This is a genomic window from Mucilaginibacter sp. P5_A6 (assembly GCF_056400585.1).
Map to the genome: position 1 here is coordinate 1 of NZ_JBFUKZ010000015.1, position 25,325 is coordinate 25,325.

Annotated in this window: 22 protein-coding genes; 14 read left to right on the plus strand and 8 right to left on the minus strand. The window is 42.7% G+C overall.

Features of this window, described 5'->3' with window-relative positions:
- A partial coding sequence (locus AC1DO4_RS16295) for a RecQ family ATP-dependent DNA helicase (RefSeq protein ID WP_477417647.1) occupies window positions 1–1,556 on the minus strand: 1,556 nt, incomplete at its 3' end.
- Window positions 1,557–1,791: 235 nt separating this feature from the next.
- Between AC1DO4_RS16295 and AC1DO4_RS16300 the strand changes: the two genes are divergently transcribed.
- Complete coding sequence (locus tag AC1DO4_RS16300; RefSeq protein ID WP_477417649.1) at window positions 1,792–2,877, plus strand: mannose-1-phosphate guanylyltransferase; 1,086 nt, start codon at window positions 1,792–1,794, stop codon at window positions 2,875–2,877.
- A gap of 185 nt (window positions 2,878–3,062) precedes the next feature.
- Here AC1DO4_RS16300 and rlmB read toward each other — a convergent pair whose 3' ends face one another.
- Window positions 3,063–3,836, minus strand: a complete 774-nt coding sequence (rlmB, locus tag AC1DO4_RS16305) for a 23S rRNA (guanosine(2251)-2'-O)-methyltransferase RlmB (protein WP_477417651.1) — start codon at window positions 3,834–3,836, stop codon at window positions 3,063–3,065.
- Window positions 3,837–4,129: 293 nt separating this feature from the next.
- Between rlmB and dnaB the strand changes: the two genes are divergently transcribed.
- Window positions 4,130–5,692, plus strand: coding sequence for a replicative DNA helicase (gene dnaB / locus AC1DO4_RS16310; RefSeq protein WP_477404164.1), 1,563 nt, complete (start codon window positions 4,130–4,132; stop codon window positions 5,690–5,692).
- 83 nt (window positions 5,693–5,775) lie between these two features.
- Here dnaB and chrA read toward each other — a convergent pair whose 3' ends face one another.
- Window positions 5,776–6,981 (minus strand): chromate efflux transporter, encoded by a 1,206-nt coding sequence (gene chrA / locus AC1DO4_RS16315; protein WP_477417653.1) that lies wholly within the window; start codon window positions 6,979–6,981, stop codon window positions 5,776–5,778.
- A gap of 260 nt (window positions 6,982–7,241) precedes the next feature.
- Complete coding sequence (locus tag AC1DO4_RS16320; RefSeq protein WP_477417655.1) at window positions 7,242–7,583, minus strand: tetratricopeptide repeat protein; 342 nt, start codon at window positions 7,581–7,583, stop codon at window positions 7,242–7,244.
- A 45-nt stretch (window positions 7,584–7,628) separates the two neighbouring features.
- Between AC1DO4_RS16320 and AC1DO4_RS16325 the strand changes: the two genes are divergently transcribed.
- The 4 genes from AC1DO4_RS16325 to AC1DO4_RS16340 all read left to right on the plus strand — a co-directional run bounded on the left by AC1DO4_RS16325 (window position 7,629) and on the right by AC1DO4_RS16340 (window position 11,461).
- Window positions 7,629–8,366, plus strand: coding sequence for an electron transfer flavoprotein subunit beta/FixA family protein (locus AC1DO4_RS16325; RefSeq protein ID WP_477417657.1), 738 nt, complete (start codon window positions 7,629–7,631; stop codon window positions 8,364–8,366).
- Window positions 8,367–8,402: 36 nt separating this feature from the next.
- Window positions 8,403–9,380, plus strand: coding sequence for an electron transfer flavoprotein subunit alpha/FixB family protein (locus AC1DO4_RS16330; RefSeq protein ID WP_477417659.1), 978 nt, complete (start codon window positions 8,403–8,405; stop codon window positions 9,378–9,380).
- 25 nt (window positions 9,381–9,405) lie between these two features.
- Complete coding sequence (locus AC1DO4_RS16335; protein ID WP_477417661.1) at window positions 9,406–10,008, plus strand: bifunctional nuclease family protein; 603 nt, start codon at window positions 9,406–9,408, stop codon at window positions 10,006–10,008.
- A 172-nt stretch (window positions 10,009–10,180) separates the two neighbouring features.
- Entirely contained in the window at window positions 10,181–11,461 is a 1,281-nt protein-coding gene (locus AC1DO4_RS16340; protein WP_477417663.1) for a NupC/NupG family nucleoside CNT transporter, read from the plus strand.
- 199 nt (window positions 11,462–11,660) lie between these two features.
- Here the strand turns inward: AC1DO4_RS16340 and AC1DO4_RS16345 are convergent, their stop codons facing one another.
- Window positions 11,661–12,374 carry a ThuA domain-containing protein gene (locus AC1DO4_RS16345; RefSeq protein ID WP_477417665.1) on the minus strand — a complete coding sequence of 238 codons (714 nt, stop codon included), beginning with the start codon at window positions 12,372–12,374 and terminating at the stop codon, window positions 11,661–11,663.
- A 73-nt stretch (window positions 12,375–12,447) separates the two neighbouring features.
- On the minus strand, window positions 12,448–14,157 hold the full coding sequence (locus AC1DO4_RS16350) for a GMC oxidoreductase (RefSeq protein WP_477417667.1): 1,710 nt from the start codon (window positions 14,155–14,157) through the stop codon (window positions 12,448–12,450).
- 481 nt (window positions 14,158–14,638) lie between these two features.
- Between AC1DO4_RS16350 and AC1DO4_RS16355 the strand changes: the two genes are divergently transcribed.
- From AC1DO4_RS16355 to AC1DO4_RS16385, 7 genes are all read left to right on the plus strand, one after another.
- A complete protein-coding gene (locus AC1DO4_RS16355; protein ID WP_477417669.1) occupies window positions 14,639–15,481 on the plus strand; it encodes an MOSC domain-containing protein in 843 nt (280 codons plus the stop codon).
- A complete protein-coding gene (locus AC1DO4_RS16360) occupies window positions 15,478–15,756 on the plus strand; it encodes an Rdx family protein (RefSeq protein WP_477417671.1) in 279 nt (92 codons plus the stop codon). The genes AC1DO4_RS16355 and AC1DO4_RS16360 overlap by 4 nt, the downstream gene beginning before the upstream one ends.
- 251 nt (window positions 15,757–16,007) lie before the next feature.
- Window positions 16,008–16,442, plus strand: a complete 435-nt coding sequence (locus AC1DO4_RS16365) for an RrF2 family transcriptional regulator (protein WP_477409312.1) — start codon at window positions 16,008–16,010, stop codon at window positions 16,440–16,442.
- Between the two features lie 233 nt (window positions 16,443–16,675).
- Window positions 16,676–18,766 (plus strand): nitrite reductase, encoded by a 2,091-nt coding sequence (locus AC1DO4_RS16370; RefSeq protein ID WP_477417673.1) that lies wholly within the window; start codon window positions 16,676–16,678, stop codon window positions 18,764–18,766.
- Window positions 18,766–19,542, plus strand: a complete 777-nt coding sequence (gene cobA, locus AC1DO4_RS16375; RefSeq protein WP_477417674.1) for a uroporphyrinogen-III C-methyltransferase — start codon at window positions 18,766–18,768, stop codon at window positions 19,540–19,542. The genes AC1DO4_RS16370 and cobA overlap by 1 nt, the downstream gene beginning before the upstream one ends.
- Complete coding sequence (locus tag AC1DO4_RS16380; protein ID WP_477417676.1) at window positions 19,520–21,028, plus strand: TSUP family transporter; 1,509 nt, start codon at window positions 19,520–19,522, stop codon at window positions 21,026–21,028. The genes cobA and AC1DO4_RS16380 overlap by 23 nt, the downstream gene beginning before the upstream one ends.
- A gap of 1 nt (window position 21,029) precedes the next feature.
- The gene (locus tag AC1DO4_RS16385; protein ID WP_477406646.1) at window positions 21,030–21,740 is read left to right on the plus strand and encodes a phosphoadenylyl-sulfate reductase; all 711 of its coding nucleotides are present in this window, start codon (window positions 21,030–21,032) and stop codon (window positions 21,738–21,740) included.
- A gap of 584 nt (window positions 21,741–22,324) precedes the next feature.
- Here the strand turns inward: AC1DO4_RS16385 and AC1DO4_RS16390 are convergent.
- Window positions 22,325–23,983, minus strand: coding sequence for a sulfatase family protein (locus AC1DO4_RS16390; RefSeq protein WP_477417678.1), 1,659 nt, complete (start codon window positions 23,981–23,983; stop codon window positions 22,325–22,327).
- Window positions 23,984–24,570: 587 nt separating this feature from the next.
- Here AC1DO4_RS16390 and AC1DO4_RS16395 point away from each other — a divergent pair.
- Window positions 24,571–24,798, plus strand: coding sequence for a hypothetical protein (locus AC1DO4_RS16395; protein ID WP_477417680.1), 228 nt, complete (start codon window positions 24,571–24,573; stop codon window positions 24,796–24,798).
- A gap of 95 nt (window positions 24,799–24,893) precedes the next feature.
- On the opposite strand, the gene AC1DO4_RS16400 is transcribed toward AC1DO4_RS16395, so the two are convergent.
- Window positions 24,894–25,223, minus strand: coding sequence for a YnfA family protein (locus AC1DO4_RS16400; RefSeq protein ID WP_477417682.1), 330 nt, complete (start codon window positions 25,221–25,223; stop codon window positions 24,894–24,896).
- Between the last annotated feature and the right edge of the window lie 102 nt (window positions 25,224–25,325).

Here is a 25,325-nt window from a genome sequence, read left to right on the forward strand (position 1 = left end):
TCAGTGCCCTCAATGATGTGGTTCATCACAAAACGGATACTGTGAGGGTTCTCGATAAAGGAATTGCCCAGCTTGGTTAACCGCAGCAAACCATACTGATCAATGTCTTTTGAAAGATAATTATTCAGCAACGCCTGCCTTAATAAAGAATTCCACAGGTTTTTACCCTGTTCTTTTCCCGAACCATAATAGTCAAGCAAATCGTGTTCGTAATTCTTTATTTGCGCGTTGTCCTCACCCATCAGTATACTAATGATGTAGGTATCGTCAAATTTCTCTCCTATATGTTTAATCAGGCTTAGCGCTTTGTGCAGGTGTTCCTCGCCGTCAAAATGCTCTTTGTGACCGCAGCAGTTATCGCACATATTATTACAGCCGGCTTCATTAAAGTTCTCACCAAAATAATGCAGCAACTGCTTACGGCGGCAAACTGACGATTCGCAATAGTCAATTACTTCCTTTAAAATCTGGGTGCCAATCTCGCGTTCGGCAACCGGCTTATCCTTCATAAACTTTTGAAGTTTATCTATATCCTTTTCAGAATAAAAAGCCACGCAAACACCTTCACCGCCATCACGGCCGGCCCTGCCGGTTTCCTGGTAGTAACCTTCCATGCTCTTGGGCACGTCGTGGTGAATAACATACCTTACATCGGGTTTATCAATACCCATACCGAAGGCRATAGTAGCTACAATAACGTCTACATCCTCCATCAGGAATTTGTCTTGCGTATCGGCACGTACCTTAGGGTCTAAACCTGCGTGGTATGGCAAAGCCTTTACACCATTAAGGTTAAGCGCCTCGGCTACTTCCTCTACCTTTTTACGGCTAAGGCAGTAGATGATGCCCGATTTGCCCTGGTTTTGCTTTACAAACTTTACAATCTCTTTAATCACGTTCCGTTTGGCACGTACTTCGTAAAATAGGTTTGAGCGGTTAAATGACGATTTATAGATTGTGGCATTGTTCATCTGCAGGTTTTTCTGAATATCCTGCTGAACTTTTGGTGTGGCCGTAGCTGTTAACGCAATAATTGGTATGTTATCACCAATGTTACTGATCACCTGCCTGATCTTGCGGTATTCGGGCCTGAAATCATGCCCCCATTCCGAAATACAATGCGCTTCGTCAACTGCCACAAATGATACCTGGTTAAGGCGCAAAAAATCAATGTTTTCCTGTTTGGTTAACGATTCCGGGGCCACATATAATAGTTTGGTTTTCCCGGCTAAAACGTCTTCCTTAACGCGTCCTATATCTGCTTTTGTAAGAGATGAATTTAAAAAGTGGGCTATACTATCTGAGCCGCCAAAGGCCCTTAGCTGATCTACCTGATTTTTCATCAGAGCGATCAGTGGTGAAATTACTATCGCGGTGCCATCGCTCATTAAAGCGGGCAATTGGTAACACATTGATTTACCACCACCCGTCGGCATGATTACGAAAGTATCATTACCAGCCAGAATGTTGGTTATTATCGCTTCCTGTTCCCCCTTAAAGTTATCAAATCCAAAAAAGTTCTGGAGGTTATCGAATAGCGACTTCTTAGTTTCTATCATTATCTTAAATAATCTAAAGTCAATTTAAAAGTTTAAAGTAACAAAATTTTATGAATAAACGATGGATTTACTTTTAAATTTTAAACTAATATGATTATTAAATGAAAAACAATTTGCTTACTTGCTGTATTTAAATTGTTATCAAATTATTTAGTTTCATTTAATGTATAATTAACAGATTATTCTACATTTTTGCGACGGGCAAACCAAATAAAAATTCTTAAAATTACACATGAACAAAAATTACTATGYCATTATCATGGCAGGCGGAATAGGCAGCCGTTTTTGGCCGATAAGCCGTGCTTCGCATCCCAAACAGTTTATCGATATATTAGGAACCGGCAAAACATTAATACAAAACACCTACGAACGCTTCCTGAAAGTGTGCCCCAAAGAAAAYATTTACATAGTAACCAATGAAAATTATGCCAAACTGGTAAAAGCCCAGCTTCCGGATCTGGAAGAYCAGCAGATAYTAACCGAGCCKGTAATGCGTAATACCGCACCYTGCGTGGCTTACGGCTGTTTCAAGATAGAAAGYATGAACCCYGATGCAGCTATTGTAGTAGCCCCCTCRGATCAGCAGATCCTGGATGAGGATGCCTTTGTAAGCGCCATTGAAAAATCACTGCAAACCGCTACGGCACATGATTGCCTGGTGACGTTGGGCATCAAGCCATCAAGACCGGACACCGGGTATGGTTATATTCAATACACCCAAAACACCATTAATGAAGATTTTCATAAAGTAAAAACCTTTACCGAAAAACCCACACTGGAGATAGCCAAAACCTTCATCCAGAGCGGCGACTTTTTATGGAATGCAGGTATCTTTGTATGGTCGGCAAAAGCGATAGTAAAAGCGTTTGATACCTATTTGCCCGAGATGCATGAGATATTTACAGATGCCAAACCGTACTATAATACGGACAACGAAAAATCGTACGTTCATAAAGCTTACCAGCATTGCATTAACATCTCGATAGATTATGGGGTGATGGAGAAAGCCAATAATGTTTATGTGCTGCCATCGGAGTTTGGCTGGAGCGACTTAGGTACCTGGGCTTCTATTTATGACCTTGCCGAAAAGGATTATGTAGGCAACGCTGTTATCCCGTCGGAGAAGGTGATCATGTATGATTCATCCAACTGTATGGTAAACGTACCGGGCGAAAAGCTGGTGATACTGAAGGGCCTGCATGACTTCATCGTAGTAGAATCCAATAACACCCTGCTCATTTGCCCCCGCGACCAGGAGCAGAATGTAAAACAGGTAGTAGCTGATGTGAAGAGTAAGTTTGGGGCAAAGTATATTTAGGTGTGCAGATTACAAATTTCAAATGTGCAGATTACAGATGTGCAGATATGCAAATTTTAAGTAAAAATATGGATGATTGTAAGTTATTAAATTAAAAAGGCCCGGTTTTTTTGAAACCGGGCCTTTTTTCATCTGCACATTTGAAATCTATAATCTGCACATCTGTAATCTGCACATCAAATGCACTACCTTAAGGGAGCTACCGTCCGTTGCCTTATCGCCTCATACAAAATTACCCCGGTAGATACGGATACATTAAGCGATTCGATCTCTCCAAACATGGGGATCTTGGCCAGATAGTCTGAGATCCGGATAATCTCGTTTCGGATTCCGTCCTCTTCGGATCCCATGATAATGGCGGTTGGCGCGGTATAATCCGGCACATAAATATCATCTTTGGTTTTTTCGGTACAACAAACCAGCTGCAGGCCCGATTCCTGTAAAAACCTTACCGTTTGCATAAAATTATCATGGCGACAAACAGGGATCTTATACAATGCACCTGCCGATGTTTTAATAGCGTCAGGGTTTATCTGTGCCGATCCTTTAGCTGGTATCACAATAGCATGCACACCGGCACACTCTGCGGTACGGGCAATGGCCCCCATGTTACGCACATCGGTTATAGAATCTAAAACAAGAATAAGTGGCACCTCTCCCTTTTCAAACACCTCGGGAATAATATTTTCAATTTTTTGATAAATAATAGGTGAAATAAAAGCCACAGCGCCCTGGTGATTTTTTGCCGTTAAGCGGTTAAGCTTTTCAATCGGTACCTGCTGGGCGGTTATGTTATATTCGGTTAACAAAGTTTTCAACTCATGAGATAAACCACCGCCGGCACCGCGCTGAATGTATAATGCCTCAATTTCTTTGCCCGAAATAATGGCCTCCATAATGGCCCTGATGCCAAAAACCATTTGATTACTTTCGCGCTGAGGTCTTGAATTAAATGTCATTTTTACTGTTGAATTATTTTGCAAAAGTAGCTATATTAATTGATTAAGCAGTTATTGAACTCGATTGGCATTTTGGTTCAATTTTAATAGTTAACATGCCAAAACGTTATCAACACCGGGTTAACATACTGATAACCAAAGGTTGTTATTGTATACCAACACTTTATTAACAATAGTATGTTAATTTCGTACCTCAAATTATCAAGCTGATAATGATTGGTTTAAAAGCTCAATACACTATGTTAGTTGAATAGTTTCCGGTCTGAAATATTTTTGTATATTTTTGTTGCCTTATGAGTTTTGATAACGAGAGCCAGTATAACAAGCCCAACACCAACGAACGTCGTAGCCGGATAACTAACCCAACTCCTTATAGTGGGCTGGGGAAACTTCCGCCCCAGGCAACAGATCTTGAGGAGGCGGTATTAGGGGCATTGATGCTGGAAAAAGATGCGCTGTCATCTGTGATCGATGTTTTAAAACCCGAGGTTTTTTACCGTGATAATCATCAAAAAATATTCTCGGCCATAAAGTTGCTTTTTGAAAAATCGCAGCCGGTTGATATACTCACTGTAACCGCAGAGCTACGCAAGCTTGGCGAACTGGAGATGATAGGCGGAGCTTATTATATCACCGAACTCACCAGCCGTGTTGCGTCCGCAGCCAATATTGAGTTTCACTCCCGTATCATCATTCAAAAATTTATCCAGCGCGAATTGATCCGGATCTCAACAGAGGTGATCCAAAGCGCTTATGAAGATACATCCGACGTATTGGACCTGTTGGACAAAGCCGAAAAAAACCTTTTTGAAATAGCCCAGAATAACCTACGCCGTGACGCCCGTAAAATGGACGACCTGGTGCACGAGGCATTAAAAGACATTGAAGCTCTTAAAGATAAAAAGGACGGCTTAACAGGTGTGGCATCCGGCTTCACCAATCTTGACCGCATGACCTCCGGCTGGCAAAAATCCGACCTGGTGATCATCGCTGCACGTCCGGCGATGGGTAAAACGGCTTTTGTGTTAAGTTGCGCCCGTAATGCCGCCGTCGATTTTGACAAGCCAACTGTAGTTTTCTCGCTCGAGATGTCATCCGTTCAGTTGGTTAACCGTTTAATATCCGGCGAAACCGAAATTGAGCAGGAAAAGATCCGTAAAGGAACTTTAGAGGAATGGGAATGGCAGCAGATTCACTCCAAAATTGGCCGTTTGGAACAAGCTACTTTAATTATCGACGACACCCCGGCTTTAAATATATTTGAATTCAGGGCTAAATGCCGCCGTTTAAAATCCCAGCACGATATCCAGCTAATCATCATTGACTACTTACAGTTAATGCATGGTAAAAGCGAGGGTAAAGGTGGTGGCAACCGCGAACAGGAAATTGGTAGTATATCGCGTGCACTCAAATCTGTAGCCAAAGAATTAAACGTACCGGTAATCGCACTGTCGCAGTTAAGCCGTGCGGTTGAAACCAGGCCGGGTAACTCTAAAAGACCAATGCTATCAGATTTGCGTGAGTCGGGTTCAATTGAGCAGGATGCGGATATGGTATTATTCCTTTACCGCCCGGAATATTATGGCTTAACTGAAGACGAAGACGGTAACCCCACACAAGGTGTAGGCGAGGTAATTATAGCCAAACACCGTAACGGTGAAACCGGCACGGTAAGACTAAAATTTGTTGGTAAATACGTGAAGTTCACAAACCTTGAAGAAGGTATGGACGGCTTCCCTCCTGCCTCAGGTAGTGCTTTCTCAGGCCTTGCACCATCGCAGGATTTTGAAAAACAAAGCAACTTTATTATTCGTCCTTCAAGAATGGATGATATTGATGATGAACCGCCGTTTTAGCCCCCCAGCCCCCTGAAGGGGGAGTTTTTTGATGTGCAAATTAGATATGGGGGCAGATGTATGTAACTTATTTAATCCCCAAATCAAATTACTAACCCTAAAACTACTCCGATCAAAATTATCAGCGGCGTTTTTATCTTTGTGAAATGAAGCAGTAAAAATGTAACAAGCATTAGTATATATGCTATCCAGTTACCGCCAAACGGGCGTACTAACAATATTAATGCTGTAGCCATAAAACCTACTGCTACGGCGTTGATACCGTTTAAAGAGTTTTTGATACGGGTTATTTTTTTCAGGTCTTCCCAAAATGGTACAATAAACAAAATAAGGATAAGTCCGGGTGTATTAACACCTATAACAGCTACAATACTGCCTATGATTTGCCCGCCAATACCATAGCCCTTGTTACCTAAAGTGATGCCTCCCAAAAAGGAAGTAAACGAAAATGTTGGACCGGGTAAAGCCTGCTGCAAAGCATAGCCCGAAAGAAACTCCGAGCTGCTTAGGTAATGCTTCACCTCTACAAATTCGGTATACATTAGCGGCACCATTACCTGCCCGCCACCAAATATCAGTATACCATTGCGGTAAAAATTCTCAAACAAACGAATAGGTAAACTAAATGGTGATGTCTGGTTAATTATAGCACCCAAAGCAGCAAAAAACAGCAAGATCCCTATAAAGTATGCCACTTTGTTGGGGTTTACATTTGAATATAGCTTTACCCGCAGTTCGTTTTCCTGGGGCTGAGTTTCCATTGCCGATGATATGATCCCCCCCAGCAAAATGAGTAAAGGAAATGCGTAGGCGTTTTGCAAAATAAGCGTAGCTATCAGTGATCCTATGGCCAGCATAGTGCTTACCCTTGTTTTTAAAAATTTATGGGCAAAACTATAAGTAGCGTAAGCAACAATACCCACGGCCATGGGCTGTACGTAACTTATAACATGATTAAACTTAACCTGGTTGGCAAACATCTTATAACTAATGGCAGCCATGCCCATGATAGCCGCCGATGGCAGTATCCATATCATAAAGGTAATTAAGGCCAGCTGCAGCCCTCCTACTTTCCAGGCTATGCCTACCAGCGTTTGTGTTGATGAGGGGCCGGGCAATACCTGCGAGAGGGCATTCAGCTCCATCAACTCTTCTTCGGTAATGTAACGCCGCTTGTGTACAAACTCACGCAGTAATACCGCAATATGGGCTTGCGGCCCGCCAAAAGCGGTGAAGGTGTATATTAAAACATCTCTGAGAAAAAGCAGGTGTCGCTTGGTTATGCTCATGGGTTAATCAGGTCATAGTTGGGTATGGGATTCATCGGTTGATGGTGTTAAGTCAACAGTACTAAGTCGTAAGTTATAAGCCAGATTTTCTCTTTTTTGACTTCGAACTTAAGACTTTCGACTAAAGGCTAACGTCAATTCAAGGTTGACACCACAATAGTACATGGTTCATAGCAAGAATATTCGCTGCTAATTTGATAATTGAAATTCAAAATCAAATGAAGTTACCATGAACTGTGAACCATCAAACATCAACAAAATCAATAGTCATCATCGTCCTCCTCAACCCCCATGGCCTGTCTGTAAACAGCTTGTAATTCAGAAAAAGCGTGGTTGTCACGTTTGGCTTTTGTTACTTTCATGCCGTTTTCGTAGGTGGTTATGGCATCATCCTTGCGGTTGAGCGCCTCGTAAAGCTTACCTAAGTGGTAATACGTGCCAACATAATCCGGGTGATTGTTAACAAGGTCTTCATAGTAACTCAATGCCTTATCTGCCTGATTAAGACGGAGATATTCTGTAGCGAGCGCATATTTTAAAAACTCGTCGTTGGGTTCATTCTTTATAAATTCAAGTAGCTTATCTAATCTGCTCAACTCCATTTTAAACTCTATCTTTTTTATTTAAATTTGCCAAAACCTATTGATATGAAAATCCTGGTATGTATAAGTAATGTTCCTGATACCACCACAAAAATAACTTTTACTGATAACAACACCCAATTTAATACAAATGGTGTTCAATTTATATTAAATCCTTACGATGAGATAGCACTTGCACGTGCTATTGAACTAACGGATGGCGGTAAAGGTACAGTAACTGTTATAAATGTTGGCGAGGTAAGCACAGAGGCTACCATCCGTAAGGCTTTGGCCATTGGCGCTACCGATGCGGTACGTGTAAATGCCAAGCCTCATGATGCCTGGTATGTAGCTTACCAGATAGCGCAATATGTGAAAGCTAACCCTTTCGACCTGATCCTGACAGGTCGTGAATCTATAGATTATAACGGATCAAAGGTAGCAGGTATGCTGGGCGAGTTGCTTGATCTTCCATCGGTATCCATCATCAAAAAGCTGGATGCAGGTGAAAGCAGCGCTACGGTTGAGCGTGAAATTGAAGGCGGTAAAGAGATCCTGACTATACCTTACCCTTTTGTTGCCGGTGCAGCTGAAGGTGTTGCAGAACCTAAGATCCCTAATATGCGTGGCATCATGTCGGCACGTACCAAGCCTTTAACTGTTGTTGAACCTGTGGAAGTAAAAACATTTTCAGAGATCATCAGTTATGAAACACCAACCCCTCGCGGGCAGGTAAAACTGGTTGCAGCCGGCGATACAGCTAAACTGGTTGAACTTTTACATACCGAAGCACGTGTTATTTAATTCAACTCAAAACGATCCTTACAAAACACATAATATATGTCAGTTTTAATATATGCGGAAAATGCCGGCGGAAAGTTCAAAAAATCAACTTTTGAAGCGGTAAGCTACGCCAGGGCTATTGCCGATCAGAATAATACCAGCCTTGTGGCAATTTCAATTGGCAATGTAGCGGCTGGTGAACTGGCTTCTTTAGGTAAATACGGTGCCGAAAAAGTATTAAATGTTACCGGCGATAAACTCAAAAACTTTGTAAACCAGGCCTATGCATCAATTATAGCCGAAGCCGCAAAAAAACAAAGCGCTGATATTGTAGTACTATCCAACACATTCTCTGGCCGTGGTTTAGCGCCGCGTTTGGGCGTAAAGCTGGAAGCCGGAGTTGCCGACGGCGTTGTTGCATTACCTGAGCAAAATAGTGGTAAATTTACAGTAAAGAAAACTGCATTTTCGGGCAAAGCATTTGCTGTGGTTGAATTAACATCAGCCAATAAAGTTATTGCTTTGGTGCCAAACTCCTATAAAGTTATAGAAACCGGAGGTACAGCACAGGTGGAGGATTTTAGTGTTGAAACAAAAGAATCTGACTTTAAAGCGATGATTAAAGAAATAGTTCGCGCAACAGATAAAGTTTTATTACCAGATGCCGAGATAGTTGTTTCGGCTGGCCGGGGGCTTAAGGGCCCCGAAAACTGGGGTATGATTGAAGAGCTTGCCGGCCTATTGGGTGCTGCTACGGCGTGCTCAAAACCGGTATCAGACGCCGGCTGGAGACCACATAGTGAACATGTTGGACAAACCGGCATAGCTGTCAGTCCAAATTTGTATATTGCGATAGGAATTTCAGGAGCCATTCAGCACCTGGCAGGCATCAGTTCTTCAAAAGTTATAGTGGTTATCAATAAAGATCCGGAAGCTCCATTTTTTAAAGTGGCAGATTATGGCATAGTTGGTGATGCATTTGAAGTGGTGCCCCAATTAATAGCGGCAGTTAAAGAGTATAAGGCTTCAGCATAAAATAACAGGTGCGATGGGTAACAACATGAAAAAAATTAAGCTGGATATTGTAGGTCTATCATATAGCCAAACGCAATCCGGCGCTTATGCTTTAGTTTTGGGTGAGGTAAGCGGCAGACGCAGGTTACCTATTATTATTGGTAGTTTTGAGGCACAGGCTATCGCTATCGAGATAGAAAAAATGACCCCGAGCCGTCCGCTTACGCATGATCTTTTTAAGAGCTTTGCGCAGGCCTATCAAATAGAGGTTCAGGAAATTATTATTTATAACCTGGTGGATGGGATCTTTTATTCAAAGCTGATCTGCAGCGATGGCAAACGCTCGGTTGAGATTGATGCCCGCACATCAGATGCCATAGCAGTAGCTGTGAGGTTTGATTGTCCTATTTTTACCTATGAATTTATACTGTCAACCGCAGGTATCGTTATTGAGGGCAACGACTTTGTTTACCTCGAAAACATCAATGAAAGCCAGGAAGAAAAATCAGTAGGCACAGCGGTAGGCAGCGGTTTTGCATCGCTAAGCATTGATGAACTAAAAACAAAACTACAGGAGGCCCTTGCCGAAGAATCATACGAGAAAGCAGCCAAAATCCGCGACGAGCTGAATAAACGTAAGGCCTCTTAATTTAGATTTGAGATATTAGATGTGAGATTTGAGGCCGCAATGCCTGTTAAAATCTCACATTTTTGATATTTGAACTTTTCTGAAAGGTACCCGCGTGAATCTCAAATCTCATATCTCAAATCTCATATCTTTTTAATAATTTAAGCCCTGATTAATTTACTATAACTATTGCATGGAAAGATATACCGGGTTCATAGGTATCGCACTGATCTTCGGGATCGCTTTTTTAATGTCAAACAACCGCAAGGCCATTAATTACCGGGTGGTGTTATCGGGCTTAGCTGTTCAGCTTTGCTTAGCGCTCTTCATATTAAAGACAGATATTGGTAAAGAAAGTTTTGGATTTTTAGCCGAAGGGGTAAAAAAGATCCTCTCATTCTCAGACCAGGGCGCCGAATTTGTTTTTGGTATTGTTGCCAATAAAGATGCCCAGCTTACCCGGGTTTTAGGCGCCCAGTATAGCTTTATATTTTTTTTCAGGGTGATACCAACTATCGTTTTTGTGGCGGTATTAATCAGCATACTATACCACCTTGGTATTATGCAACGGGTTGTAAAAGGTTTTGCATGGGTAGTTTATAAATTAATGGGGGTAAGTGGCGCCGAGGCAGTATCAAACGTAGGAAGCGCGTTTGTTGGGCAGGTTGAAGCGCAGATCATGATCAAGCCGTATCTGAAGCACATGACCATGTCTGAGCTTTTGGCATCTATGACAGGCAGTATGGCCTGTATAGCGGGTGGTGTAATGGCAACCTATATCGCTTTGGGCGTACCAGCAGAATACCTGCTGGCTGCAAGTATCATGGCTGCTCCGGGAGCCCTGGTGATCTCTAAGATTGTATGGCCGGAGACTGAAGTATCCGAGACCAAAGGAAGCGTATCTCTCGAAGTTAAAAAAACTGACGCCAACCTGGTTGGCGCTATATCGCACGGAGCAAGTGATGGCTTAAAGATAGGTTTAAACGTAATAGCGATGCTGATTGGCTTTATAGCTATTATAGGCCTGTTGGATTATGTATTGGGCAAAACAGGTTTCTTTTTGGCCACCCACCTGCATATGGGTTTGGATTTTATCAATATCGATCTTAAAACGCTTAGTCTGAAACAGATCTTAGGCGCTGTATTTTCCATTTTTGCATGGGCTATGGGCGTACCTCATAAAGATATAAAGTTAGCCGGCTCATTAATGGGCACCAAAATGGTACTGAACGAGTTTGTGGCCTACCTCGACCTTGTTAAAGTGAAGGGGACTATGGATCCCAAAACATTGGTGATCACAAGCTTTGCACTTTGCGGATTTGCCAATTTTAGCTCCATAGCCATACAGGTTGGTGGTATTGGTGAGCTTGCCCCCGAAAGGCGTGCCGACCTTGCCAAATTGGGTGTTAAGGCATTAATCTGCGGAACGCTGGCCTCCTATCTGTCGGCAACAATCGCCGGTATTTTAATGTAGTTTTATTGAAGTACATATCACGCATCATTATAAATTATTGATTATCAGTATGCTTTTTTACACGCAACCCTCTTAATCGTCATTGCGAGGCACGAAGCAATCCCCGACTTACCGAGTAGCTATGCAAACCGATCTGCATAGTTTGGGATTGCTTCGTACCTCGCAATGACGGTCTGTTTTTAAATTCCCGTTCAGACAACTACTTCTTCCCTATCACGTACTCAATCCCACCCAACAAATGTTTCAGGTATAACGGATCGGCATATGATTCATCTGTATGTCCTAATTCGGTATAAAATGCCCTGCCGCCGTCAAAGCTGTGGTACCAGCTCATGGGGTGATTATCGCCGTTTTCGCCGCCGGTATAACTTTTTTCATCTATTTTGATCAGTACATGCAGGTCATCACCTATCCATTTGTAGTTATACCATTCGTCCCAACGTTTCCAGTCTGCGGGCAAATGTTTGGTGGCAATAAAATTACGGTCAACCACATGCAGAACAGCGTCTTGTTGCTTGGGGTGGCTTTTAAAATATGCGCCCACCAGTTTCCCGTACCATGGCCAGTCATATTCCGTATCAGTAGCGGCATGTACGCCTACAAAGCCGCCACCCGCTTTAATGTATTGTTCAAATGCCGCTTGCTGCGTATCATTTAATACATCACCGGTAGTGCTTAAAAATATTACGGCCGCGTATTGCTTCAGGTTGGCAGTTGTAAATTTTTCGGAGTTGGTAGTGCTATCCACATCAAAACCATTCTCGGCTCCTAATTTCATAATTGCAGGCACACCTACCGCAATAGAATTATGGTGAAAACCGGCTGTTTTACAGAAAACCAATACCTTGGTTTTGGCTGCTGCATTAATAATGGATGTGCCTATTAGTAAGCAAATAATAGTTAGTTTTTTCATGTTTAAGTATCAAGTAGTTAGTATCAAGACCGTTTGTAAATGAAAATTCGAATACTCATCTTCAAATTGAAAATTACAAATTCCCCTTCTTCAGCTCATCGGCAGCAAAATTTGCTGCGCGGGCGGTTAATGCCATATAGGTTAACGATGGGTTTTGGCATGCCGATGAGGTCATGGCTGCGCCATCGGTAACAAAAACATTTTTGGCATCCCATACCTGGTTATGTTCATTAAGTACCGAGGTTTTAGGGTCGCGGCCCATACGGGCGGTACCCATTTCGTGGATGCCATCGCCTACGTTATGCCCCCTATCGTGCGTTTTAACATTTTTAACACCGGCACTTTCCAGCATTGCTTTGGCCTCTTTAACAATGTCGATACGCATCTTTTTTTCGTTCTCCCTGATCACGGCATCCATAGATAAAATTGGCAGGCCCCATTTGTCTTTGCGGCTTTTATCAAGGGTGATCTTGTTGTCGTGATAAGGCAACAGTTCGCCAAAACCACCGATGCCTATCTGCCAGTCACCTGGTTCGCATATAGCATCCTTATATTGTGCGCCAATATTCATTTCGGCTATTTCACGGCTCCACCCGGTACGGCTTGCTGCTCCCTGGTAACCAAAGCCACGCAGGTAATCGCGTTTATCGCCAAATAAATTGGCAAAACGTACCACATAAATACCATTGGCGCGGCGACCGTAGTAATATTTATCCTCAAAGCCCTCTACCGTGCCGGATGCACCCAGGTTATAATGGTGATCCATGATATTATGCCCCAGTTCGCCGCTGCTGCTGCCCAAACCATCAGGCCAGATGTCGGTAGCCGAGTTCATGAGCACCCAGGCACTGTTTAATGCCGATGCGTTTACAAATACAATTTTAGCATGAAACTCATAGGTCTGGTTGGTTTCGGCATCAAGCACTTCTACCCCGGTAGCTTTTTTGGTATCCTTATCATAAATAATTTTAGTAACTATTGAATAAGGCCTTACGGTTAAATTCCCCGTTGCCAAAGCTGCAGGCAGAGTTGATGATTGCGTACTGAAATATCCGCCAAAGGGGCATCCCTCCCAGCACCTGTTCCTGAATTCGCATTTAGTACGGCCAGGTATGGCCGCTGTAAGGTTTGCTGTACGGCCAATAATCATATGCCTTGTACCGCCGTAATTCTTTTTAATCCGTTCGGCCACATCTTTCTCAACCCAGTTCAGGTCCATAGGTGGCAGGAAATGTCCATCCGGCAATTGGGGAAGCCCTTCCAACGACCCACTGATGCCGGCAAACTTTTCTACATGGTCATACCACGGAGCCAGGTCCTTGTACCTGATAGGCCAGTCAATCGCCCATCCGTCTTTAGCGTTTGCTTCAAAATCAAAATCACTCCAGCGGTAGCTTTGCCTGCCCCATAAAATAGACCGACCACCCATCTGGTATGATCGCCACCAGTTAAAAGGTTTAACTTCGTGGTAGGGCGCCTCCTGCTCATTTACCCAATAGTCCATAATAGCTTCCTGTGCGCCCCAGTTGCGTGATATTACAGGCCTTGCTTTACGTTGCTCCTGTGTTACAGCACCACGGTGTTCAAAGTCCCAGGGATCTTTACCTGCGGTTTTATAATCTTTAATGTGTTCAAACTTTCTTCCACGCTCAAGCATGATGGTTTTTAAGCCTCTTCCGGTTAATTCCTTAGCCGCCCAGCCACCGCTGATTCCCGAGCCGATAACAATAGCGTCGTAGGTGTTTCCGGCTTTGGCATTGCCGCTTACATTGTTTAATGGCATAATTTCACTAATTGGTTGTGAGTAAATTAAGAAATGGTTTTTCAATTGGATAAAACAATATTATCAATTAAAATTAACTAAAGCAATCATTTAAAAATAAAACTGCAATCGATTGTGAAGGAGGGTTTCTGTGTAACTATGTTTTTACACGATTTAAGGAAAGGGCCGGATTTACAGGATTATTCAATTTGATAAAATTGAATAATGTTAATCGATGAGCCGTTACCAGGCACGACAAATGCGTTAATACTTTGCTGAATTGTATTTAAGTCCCAGCCGGGCCTCCTAAAACTTTCACTATAGCGATGGGTTTCAAACCCATCGCTATTTGCCAATATGCTGTACCAAACAATTTCATTTAATAGATTTTTCTGGCGTTTGACCCTCTAAATATTTTAACAGCGATTTCCATGCGTTACCTGGCAAGCGCTATACTTTCAGCACAATTTTTCTTATTTTTACCTCATCACCATCAACCTTTATGCTCCAGATAAGCGAACTGTATATATATCCCATTAAATCATTAGGCGGAGTAGCTGTTACCAAAGCCGAAGTTACCTCGCGCGGCTTTAAGTACGACAGGCGCTGGATGCTGGTTGACGAACAAAACCGCTTTATTACCCAGCGGGTGCACGCACAGATGGCCCTGGTAAAGGTGCAGATTGAAGAAGATGGTTTATTGGTTAGTCACCATTTAAATGGTTCTGTTAAAATACCTTTTGGATACCAGGAGCAAACCAAACACAATGTAGTGATCTGGGACGATACCTGTACAGGGGTGTATGTTGGCGACGAGTTTGATGAATGGTTTACCAGGGTTTTGGGTTTAAAATGCAGGCTGGTTTTTATGCCCGATGAAACTGAACGCGAGGTTGATCAACACTATGCGCCCCCAGGTATCATTGCCTCTTTTGCTGATGCCTACCCTTTCCTGCTAATAGGCCAGGCTTCGTTAAATGAGCTGAACGCCCGCCTGACGGATGCTTTGCCTATGAATAGGTTCCGCCCTAACATTGTTTTCGTCGGCGGGCAGCCTTTTGAAGAAGACCTGATGAACCACCTGGATATTGCCGGTATTAGTTTTTATGGCGCCAAATTGTGTGCCCGCTGTATCATGACCACCATTGATCAGCAAACAGGCATAAAAGCCAAAGAGCCATTAAAAACGTTGGCTAAATACAGGTTTAAGAACAATAAAATACTTTTCGGGCAAAATCTGATCCATAAGGGTACGGGTACTGTAGCTGTTGGTGACGCTATCACTGTTTTAAGTACACACGATGAGGAGCGATTTATAGTTGAAAATAATTCATTAATAAAATGAAACCAACCATCACTATTGAATATTGTCCAAAGTGTAACTGGATGATGCGGGCCGCCTATATGGCCCAGGAATTGCTTACCACCTTTACAGATGATATATATGGTGTAACCCTGCACCCCAGCGAGGTAAGCGGCAGGTATACCATCAGTGTAGACGATTTTGTTTTATTTGATAGAAAAAGAGAGGGCCGATTCCCGGAAATAAAAGAATTAAAACAATTGGTAAGAGATAAGGTTAATCCCGAAAAAAGCCTTGGTCATTCAGATAAAAAATAGCATTTTATMAATAAAAAMTCCAATTGTTTATCATTTTTAATTACAATTATTCGTTTTACTATCATTAAAAGCAAATAAAACATAAAAAGCCCCGATTTTTCAATATAAAAGAGCCGTGATTTCATAGGTTTTCAAATAATTGTTAATTTTAAATCATTAAAAAGGTAAATAATATAGTATCGTTGTACTCTATAGTATTACTGGATATTTTTATTTAATATTGTTTAACTTTGTGAGTTTTATTTTAGAAAATGCTTTCCAAAAAAACCAAGTACGCAATTAAAGCATTGGTGATCCTGGGCAAAAACATGGATCAGCCACCAATGCAAATTTCCAGAATCGCCGAGGCCGAACGTATCCCCAAAAAGTTTCTTGAGCAGATACTGCTCGATCTTCGCAACGCGGGTTTCCTGTATAGTAAAAAAGGTGCAGGCGGCGGCTACAGCCTAAACCGCGATCCCAAAGAAATATTTTTGGTAAGCATTATGCGTATAACCGATGGCCCTATTGCCATGGTGCCTTGCGCCAGCTTAAATTTTTACCATAAATGCGATGAATGCCACCAGGAAACCACCTGCGGTATCAGGGATGTTTTTGTTGATGTAAGAGACGCTACTTTGAAGATCCTGAGCGAAACCAGCATTGCCGATATCATATCGCGCGAGCAAACACTCATCAATATATAATCTCATAAAACTGTCAAATAGCAGTTTTTTTTAAATTAAATTCTACCAATTCCCTATACTATGTATATATTTGGTAAATAAAACATAATGAATTCTATTAATACAATTATTTACATGCGGATGTATTGCTGTTTAAGCGGCGGTAAGACACGGCTATAATTAGTATTAACCAACATACGCCTCTTTAGCCTAAGCCAAAGGGGCTTTTTTTATAATTGATTAAAACATAAGATATGCAGAGCTTCAGAACAGAACTGGAGAACCCGATAGTTGAGCAGGATATTATTGACCTGGAAAAAAAGATCAGGGCTTTTCGCGAAGGTAAAATACATGACGAAAAATTCAGGAGCCTCCGTTTGGCACGTGGCGTTTATGGCCAGCGCCAGCCGGGTGTGCAAATGGTACGCATTAAATTGCCATTCGGAAAAGTTACGTTTAAGCAGCTGCTAAAAATTGCCGATATATCTGACGAGTACGGAAGCCGCAACCTGCACCTTACCACCCGCCAGGATATCCAGATTCATTATGTAAGTCTTGACCGCACGCCCGAACTTTGGGCCAGGCTTGAGCAGGATGATATTACCCTGCGCGAAGCCTGCGGAAATACAGTTAGAAACGTAACCGCCTCCCCTACAGCCGGTATAGATCCACTGGAGCCGTTTGATGTTTCGCCTTACGCACATGCTACTTTTGAGTATTTTTTGCGTAACCCGGTATGCCAGGAAATGGGTCGCAAATTTAAGATCTCGTTTTCATCAAGCGATGCGGATACCGCTTTTTCTTATGTTCATGATATTGGCGCTATACCAAAGGTAAATGCCAGCGGCGAACGTGGTTTTAAAATCCTGTTAGGTGGCGGTTTAGGCGCACAGCCTATATTGGCCAGCATAGTTGAAGAGTTTTTACCAGAGGATCAGCTGATCCCATATATTGAGGCTATCATCCGGGTGTTTGACCGTTATGGCGAACGCAATAACCGCAACAAGGCCCGCATGAAATATCTTATTCAAAAAATAGGCCTGGACGAGGTTTTACGCCTTGCTAAAATTGAAAGGACTGCTATAAAGGTAAAAAGCTATCCTATCAACCGTGATACTATCACTTTACCGAAGCTTCCGGCAGAAACAACTTATGCGGAAGTTAGCATCAGCAACCCTTTCCGCTATGAGCAATGGCTGGCTACAAACGTTTTTGAACAAAAGCAAAAAGGTTTTTATGGCGTATATATTAAAGTTCCGGTTGGTGATATCCCATCTGATACCGCCCGCCAACTGGTTAAAGTTTTAGAGCCGCTGGTGGCCAACGAGATCCGTATTACGCAAAACCAGGGCTTATTATTAAAATTTGTACGTAAAGATGCCTTGCCTGCACTATATGAAGGCCTGGCTAAACTTGAACTTGCCGCACCTGGCTTTGATACCGTGGCCGATGTAACCACCTGCCCCGGTACCGATACCTGTAACCTGGGTATCAGCAACAGCATGACCATGGCACGCGTACTGGAAGACCTGATTTATAACGAATACGAAGACCTGATTTATAACCGCGAGATCAAAATAAAAATAAGCGGTTGTATGAACTCTTGCGGTCAGCATGGTTTGGCTCATATTGGTTTCCATGGCAGCTCGCTTAAAGCCGGTACAAAGGTATTACCTTCGGTACAGGTGATGCTGGGTGGTGGTACTGTTGGCGATGGCGTTGGCCGTGCAGCCGAAAGGGTGATCAAAGTACCATCAAAAAGAGCTACAGATGTTTTAAGAATGGTGTTGAATGATTATAAAGAGTTTTCGCCGGAAGGTGAAACTTTCCATGCCTATTACGACAGGCAGGGTAAAGATTATTTTTACCGGATGTTAAAGCCTCTTGCCGATTTAACCACCCTTACCGATGATGAATTTATTGATTGGGGCCACCAGGAAACTTATGTTTCGGCAATTGGCGTTGGCGAATGCGCCGGTGTTGTGATTGATCTTGTTGCTACCCTGCTGTTTGAATCGGAAGAAAAAATGGGTTGGGCTAATGGCTCATTTAAAGAAGGTGCCTGGTCTGATGCCATTTATCATTCTTACAATGTATTCATCAGTTCGGCCAAAGCGTTGTTGCTTGATAAAGGCATAAACGGCAGCACACAGGCTACCATTATTAAGGAATTTGATGCGCAATATGTTGCTACAGGCGAGTTTGAACTGCAAGGTTCGTTTAACGACCTTGTATTGCAGATTAACCAGCATGAGCCCTCAGCCGAATTTGCCGCTGCATATTTAGCCCAGGCAACAGAATTTTTAGGGAAAAGTAAAGCTTTCAGAGAGGCATTGGTACAATAATGAGTGATAAAATAAAAGAACCGCAAATAACTTTAGTGGGTGCAGGTCCGGGTGATGCCGATCTGATCACTGTTAAAGCTATTAAAGCGTTAAAAACAGCCGATGTTGTTTTGTACGATGCTTTGGTGAATGAAGAATTACTTAACTATGCCCCCGAAACTGCAACAAGGGTGTATGTTGGCAAACGCTCCGGCGACCATACCTACTCCCAGGAGGCTGTAAATAAACTGATGGTTGATTATGCTATCAATTACGGCCATGTGGTAAGGTTAAAAGGCGGCGATCCGTTTGTGTTCGGTCGAGGATTTGAGGAACTGGATTTCGCGGCATCGTTTAATATTCCGGCATCGGTTATCCCTGGCATCTCAAGTTCGATAGCTGTTGCCGAGCTGCAAAACATCCCGGTGACCCACCGCGGTTTAAGCGAAAGTTTCTGGGTAGTTACCGGCACCATTTCAACCGGTGAAATATCACCCGATCTGTATGATGCAGCCCGTAGCAGGGCTACCGTAGTTGTATTGATGGGGATTAATAAATTAGCTGCGATTACCGAAATATTTAAAGGCGAAGGTAAGGGCAAGATGCCTGTAGCGGTTATCCAAAGTGGTACAACGGTAGATGAAAATGTTGCCATAGGCACCGTGGAGAGTATTGTTGAGGTAGTAAAAGAGCATAAGATCGGTTCGCCGGCTATCATAGTTTTGGGCGAAGTAGTTTCGCTGCATCCAAAGTTTCAGTTGATCAAAGAGGTTTATGACATTGTTGCCGAAAGATAAAAGTTTAACAAAAATTGAGCACGAAGAAATCGGCGGCAACCAGTTGTTCCCGGTTTTTTTGAAGTTGAATAACCTGCATACGGTATTGATAGGCGGCGGTAATGTGGGCCTGGAAAAACTTACTGCTATTTTAAATAATAGCAATTATGCCAAGGTAACCATAATATCAAAGACATTTTTGCCAGAGATACACAGCCTTGCCGCAGAAAATGAAGGTTTAAACATTATACAGAAATCATTTACTGATGATGACCTGAACACCGCCGAAGTAGTTATTGCCGCTACTAATGACAGCGAGCTTAACAACTATGTTCGCCAGGCTGCACATGACCGCAAATTGCTCATCAATGTAGCCGACAAGCCCGAACTTTGCGATTTCTATTTAGGATCAATAGTACAAAAAGGTGATTTGAAGCTGGCTATATCTACCAATGGTAAATCGCCAACGGTAGCCAAACGCTTAAAAGAGGTTTTAAATGAAAGCCTGCCCGATGAACTGGATGCCACCCTGCAGCAAATGAGTGCTTTAAGGGAAACCCTCAGCGGAGATTTTGCTGCCAAGGTTAAAAAACTGAACAGCGTAACGTCGGTACTGGTTGAGCCTAAGTCGATAGTGATCAAGAATTTTATCTGGCTGATATGGTCAACCATTATTCTTTCAATAGCTATAGTTATAACCGCCCTGTATTTCAGGGAGCCCGCATTTAAAACATTTTTAGAGGGTGTTAACCCACAGTTCTATTATTTTTTAGGAGCCGGGTTTTTATTCGCAATGATAGATGGCGCCATCGGTATGTCATATGGTGTTACTTCTACCACCTTTTCCCTTTCAATGGGCATCCCTCCTGCTTCGGCAAGTATGGGTGTTCACCTGTCCGAGATCCTGAGTTGTGGTATAGCGGGCTGGATGCATTACCGCATGGGCAATATCAATTGGAAACTGTTTAAATTACTGGTAATACCGGGCATTATCGGTGCTGTTACAGGAGCTTACCTGTTATCGTCACTGGAGCATTACAGTATGTATACCAAGCCCGTGGTATCCTTATATACATTGACTTTGGGCGCTGTAATATTATCAAAAGCATTTAAGGTAAAGCAAAAAAAATCGGCAGATAAGGTAAAACGTATTTCGTTATTAGGTTTAGGCGGCGGTTTTATTGATGCTGTTGGCGGTGGCGGCTGGGGTTCTATCGTATTATCTACCCTTATTGCAGGTGGCCGCAGCCCTATATTTTCCTTAGGTACCGTAAAATTATCACGCTTTTTTGTCGCTTTGATGGGGTCTATCACCTTCATCGCTATGGTAAGCAGCGATCATTGGCAGGCTGTAGCCGGTTTAATATTGGGCAGCGCTTTAGCATCGCCTATAGCGGCAAAAATCTCTAACAAAATCTCCACCAAAACTATCATGGTATCAGTAGGTATCATTGTAATATTGGTGAGCATTAAATCAATTGTTTCCTTTGTTTTAAAGGTTATATAATATGAACCAGGTAGTTGAACAATTAACAGATATTACCACAGGCGTCGGACCCGTTGAGGCTCTTGCCAAACTGGCCGACCTGTATCCCGGTGAGATAGTTTTTTCAACCAGTTTTGGATGGGAAGACCAGGTGATCAGTCACATGATCTTTGCCAATAAGCTCCCCATCAAAGTTTTTACTTTAGAAACCGGCAGGCTTTTCCGCGAAACCTATTCTGTTTGGAGCGCCACTATGGACAGGTATAAACAACCCATCCATGCCTATTACCCTAACCACGAACTGCTGGAGCAGATGGTAAATGCCAAGGGCCCCAACAGCTTTTATGAATCGGTAGAGAATAGGAAAGAATGCTGCGGCATCCGTAAAATAGAACCGCTTAAACGCGCTTTAAAGGGCAACAAGCTATGGATCACCGGTATCCGTGCCGATCAATCTGTTAACCGGCATGATATGCACGATGTGGAATGGGATGAACAAAACCAATTGGCAAAGTACCACCCTATTTTTCATTGGACCCTTGATGATGTAAAAGCCTATATCAAACAATACAATATTCCTTACAATTCCCTGCACGATAAAGGCTTCCCGAGTATTGGCTGCATGCCTTGTACACGCGCCGTAGCCGAAGGCGAAGATTTCCGCGCCGGCCGCTGGTGGTGGGAAGATCAATCCAAAAAAGAATGCGGATTGCATGAGGTGACTGCGAAATAATAACACGATTTAAGGGATTGAGAAGCAAATAAATTCCTGATTATCAGTTTAAAACCACGTCATTGCGAGGCACGAAGCAATCCCACACTGTACAGAGCTACTTCACAAGTCTGGTTTTTTCGTGTTACCAGATTACCTCACCCACCGTCATACGAGTACCGACCAGCCGAGTTGGAAAAAACAGTAATGACATGTATGAATACCACAACCACCTCGTGATCATCATTGCGAGGAGGTAACAGGATAATCCTGGAAAAAATGGGGATGACATGTTTACTTATGCAAGTAGTTAGCCTGTCACCCTGAGCCTGTCGAAGGGTCGCGCGCAGAGGCCTTCACCCACTATGCTTCGACAGGCTCAGCATGACAGCCCTTTTTTAATAATCATTCTCTCACAACGAGAAGTTTCTTTATATGTATTGATAATCAACCACTTGCAAACACGTCATTATAAGGAGGTACGACGAAGCAATCCCCAAAATACAGATCGGATTTGCACAGCTACTCTGTAAATCGGGGATTGCTTCGTTCCTCGCAATGACGGCTAAGAGGTTCCCAGTACTTACACTAACGAGGCTATTGTATTAAAATTCATCAGTTGGTACTTTCAATTTTTTTCGGTAGTTATCAAGTCGCTTTTGAAGATTGTCGGTAAGTTTTTCATAGCCGGGTTTACCAAAAAGATTATGAAGTTCCTGCGGATCGGTCTTTAAATCGTAAAGTTCGTTACAATCAATATCATCATCGTTGGTTACATAGCCCGCGTTGTTGATTAGTTTAAGAACATTATATTCCCTGAAGCCGGGAGTTGTCTGGTACCTTGTGGTTGCTCCCCTCATACCACCCTTGCCGTAGAAATGAATTAATTTATATCGTTCGGTGCGTACCCCATCATGTTTGCGTACCATATGAAATGCAGGATAATCATAGTAATGATAATACAGATCATTACGCCAGCCCTTTGGTTTGGCCCCCTTAAATGTTGCTTCAAGCGAGTTTCCGCTCATCTCCTGTGGCTTTTTAAGTCCTGCAAGCGACAAAAATGTTGGTGCATAATCAATGTTTTGTACCAGGGCATCGCTTTGAATTCCGGGCTTAATCGCTTTTGGATACCTTATTAATAAGGGTGTCCGGAAAGATTCTTCGTACATAAACCGCTTATCAAACCAGTTATGCTCGCCCATATAAAATCCCTGGTCTGAGGTATAAACAACCATGGTATTATCCTCCAGGCCATTATCCTTCAAATATTTCAGAATTTCGCCCACCCCATCATCTACCGATTTGATACACCGCAGGTAATCCTTTAAAAACTGTTGGTACTTCCAAAGTGCAAGTTCCTTTCCTGTCAGCTTCGCATTAATAAATTGCTGGTTCCTTAGCTTGTAATGCTTATCCCACACAGCCCTTTGCTCAGGTGTTAGCCTGCCAAGCTCGCTCATCAAAAATGTATAGGAAAGCTTATCATAAGGAGTTACCAAATCATTTTTCAGCTCTTCTAACTTCAAATCCTGAACCAGTTCCATATCATTGCTGATTGACATTTTTTGAGTTTTGGCCGCTTCGCACCTCGACTTATAATCATCAAAGAATGTTTCGGGTACGGGGAAATTTACATCGTTGTACAAATCAAGATATTTTCCATCGGGCATCCAGTTGCGATGAGGTGCCTTGTGGTGTACCAATAGGCAAAAAGGTTTATTTTTATCACGTTTTTTCAAAAAATCAAGGGCATGTTCAGTAATCAGATCGGTGGCATAGCCTTGTTCCTGGATAAATTTGTTCCCGGTTTCGGGCCCTTTAAATGTTGGGTTATAGTATTTGCCCTGGTCATCCAGGATATGGTAATAGTCAAATCCCTTTGGATCTATCGACATATGCCATTTTCCGACAATCGCCGTTTGATAACCCGCATGCTGTAACAACTCGCTAAAAAATACCTTTGTGCTATCTATTCCCTCGGCAAGCTGGCGCTGGCCATTTTGGTGACTATAAAGACCGGTCATGAGGCATGCCCTGCTTGGCGTACAAAGAGAATTTTCAACAAATGCCTTACGGTAGATGATGCCCCCGCTCGCAATTTTATCAATATTAGGCGTAGGTGCAAGTTTAGAAACCGCCCCACCATAAGCACTTATGGTTTGATACGAATGGTCATCGCTCATAATAAAAACAATGTTGGGCTGCCCGCCCACACGCTTTTTCTTTGACGCAACCTGTGCTTGCGCCAATACAGTTAACATACAGAGGGCAGTTACTGTTATTAAAAGAAACTTATCGAGACAAGTTCGAACTGGTGTTTTTTTAAATTTCATATAGATTCCTTTATCTTTTTATCAAATTTTATGCTAAATGCAACCACCTCACCCTGATAAGCCTTTGGGCAACCAAATTACGAAACAAAAAAGCAATAACAATATCTTTAATCATTCAGTATGATCAAATTAACCTCAAAATCAGTTTCCAACCGTGTCATTGCGAGGCACGAAGCAATCTCCACACATGCAGATTGGTCATGTAGATTCGTCTTAATTTCCGCTTTACAGAGCAAGGGAATTGTTTCCGTCCTACCTGTTGTCTAATCGCGTAAAAACTTACGAAGTTTTGAAAACTTCGTAAGTTTGGTCCTGACAGTATCGTGTCATTTCCCAACACTTTAACGAAAAGGCCTGTGTATCGGACACATGTGGTGGTTGGCGATTACCAGGACGGTACCCAATAAGCGGCACTATGCGCGATTGAGGCCGGGAAGAAAGTATTGAAGTTAGAATCAAACCTTTTAATAATTTCGTATTTTTGATAATCAACGTTATCATTAAAATAATCAGATATGGAGCGGATAGTAATTGAAGTAGATGACAGGCTGGCAAAAGCGTGGCGCAATGCACCTGAACAAAAAAAGAAAGCAATCAGCAATAGTGTTAATGTATCCCTGGCCAAAGCATTTCAGGATGACGATAAAGAGGCCTATCTGCGTTTCCTGGCTGAGCTTCGCAAAGACATGACTGCAAAAGGGCTTACAGAAGAAGAATTGAATGATATACTGAATGAAGAATAAGCCATTGACTTTATGGCAAAATATTTGATGAAGCAGGGGTCAGTTATCGCTCGAAGGCTTCGGCACAAAACCTGTACTAAAAGGCGTCAACTATATTACTTTCTTGGCATATAGATAATGATGCACGCGCCGATAACCGCTACCAGTGCGCCGATAACATCCCACTTGTCTGGCTGAAAGTTATCTACTTTCCAGGCCCATATCAAGGCCATAATGATAAAGATGCCGCCATAGGCAGCATATACACGCCCGAAATCAGCCGTTTGCCAGGTTGCCACAACGCCATATAAAACTAATATGATACCACCTGCGATACCCCACCAAATTGGTTTGTCATTCTTCAGCCATTGCCAGACTAAATAACCGCCGCCAATCTCAAACAGCCCGGCCAGCATAAAAAGTAAAAATGATTTGACTGCTGCCATTTTATAAGCTTATTTCGTCGTGTATAAATGTTTTGATGCCCTCGGCACCTGATATATCCATCAGGATCTACTGATCCCTTGACACAAACATATTGAAATTAA

Coding starts and splice junctions, on each gene's coding strand:
- rlmB (WP_477417651.1), bottom strand. CDS start 3,836: ATGACATTTAATTCAAGACCTCAGCGCGAAAGTAATCAAATGGTTTTT.
- dnaB (WP_477404164.1), top strand. CDS start 4,130: ATGAGTTTTGATAACGAGAGCCAGTATAACAAGCCCAACACCAACGAA.
- chrA (WP_477417653.1), bottom strand. CDS start 6,981: ATGAGCATAACCAAGCGACACCTGCTTTTTCTCAGAGATGTTTTAATA.
- AC1DO4_RS16320 (WP_477417655.1), bottom strand. CDS start 7,583: ATGGAGTTGAGCAGATTAGATAAGCTACTTGAATTTATAAAGAATGAA.
- AC1DO4_RS16325 (WP_477417657.1), top strand. CDS start 7,629: ATGAAAATCCTGGTATGTATAAGTAATGTTCCTGATACCACCACAAAA.
- AC1DO4_RS16330 (WP_477417659.1), top strand. CDS start 8,403: ATGTCAGTTTTAATATATGCGGAAAATGCCGGCGGAAAGTTCAAAAAA.
- AC1DO4_RS16335 (WP_477417661.1), top strand. CDS start 9,406: ATGAAAAAAATTAAGCTGGATATTGTAGGTCTATCATATAGCCAAACG.
- AC1DO4_RS16340 (WP_477417663.1), top strand. CDS start 10,181: ATGGAAAGATATACCGGGTTCATAGGTATCGCACTGATCTTCGGGATC.
- AC1DO4_RS16345 (WP_477417665.1), bottom strand. CDS start 12,374: ATGAAAAAACTAACTATTATTTGCTTACTAATAGGCACATCCATTATT.
- AC1DO4_RS16350 (WP_477417667.1), bottom strand. CDS start 14,157: ATGCCATTAAACAATGTAAGCGGCAATGCCAAAGCCGGAAACACCTAC.
- AC1DO4_RS16355 (WP_477417669.1), top strand. CDS start 14,639: ATGCTCCAGATAAGCGAACTGTATATATATCCCATTAAATCATTAGGC.
- AC1DO4_RS16360 (WP_477417671.1), top strand. CDS start 15,478: ATGAAACCAACCATCACTATTGAATATTGTCCAAAGTGTAACTGGATG.
- AC1DO4_RS16365 (WP_477409312.1), top strand. CDS start 16,008: ATGCTTTCCAAAAAAACCAAGTACGCAATTAAAGCATTGGTGATCCTG.
- AC1DO4_RS16370 (WP_477417673.1), top strand. CDS start 16,676: ATGCAGAGCTTCAGAACAGAACTGGAGAACCCGATAGTTGAGCAGGAT.
- cobA (WP_477417674.1), top strand. CDS start 18,766: ATGAGTGATAAAATAAAAGAACCGCAAATAACTTTAGTGGGTGCAGGT.
- AC1DO4_RS16380 (WP_477417676.1), top strand. CDS start 19,520: ATGACATTGTTGCCGAAAGATAAAAGTTTAACAAAAATTGAGCACGAA.
- AC1DO4_RS16385 (WP_477406646.1), top strand. CDS start 21,030: ATGAACCAGGTAGTTGAACAATTAACAGATATTACCACAGGCGTCGGA.
- AC1DO4_RS16390 (WP_477417678.1), bottom strand. CDS start 23,983: ATGTTAACTGTATTGGCGCAAGCACAGGTTGCGTCAAAGAAAAAGCGT.
- AC1DO4_RS16395 (WP_477417680.1), top strand. CDS start 24,571: ATGGAGCGGATAGTAATTGAAGTAGATGACAGGCTGGCAAAAGCGTGG.
- AC1DO4_RS16400 (WP_477417682.1), bottom strand. CDS start 25,223: ATGGCAGCAGTCAAATCATTTTTACTTTTTATGCTGGCCGGGCTGTTT.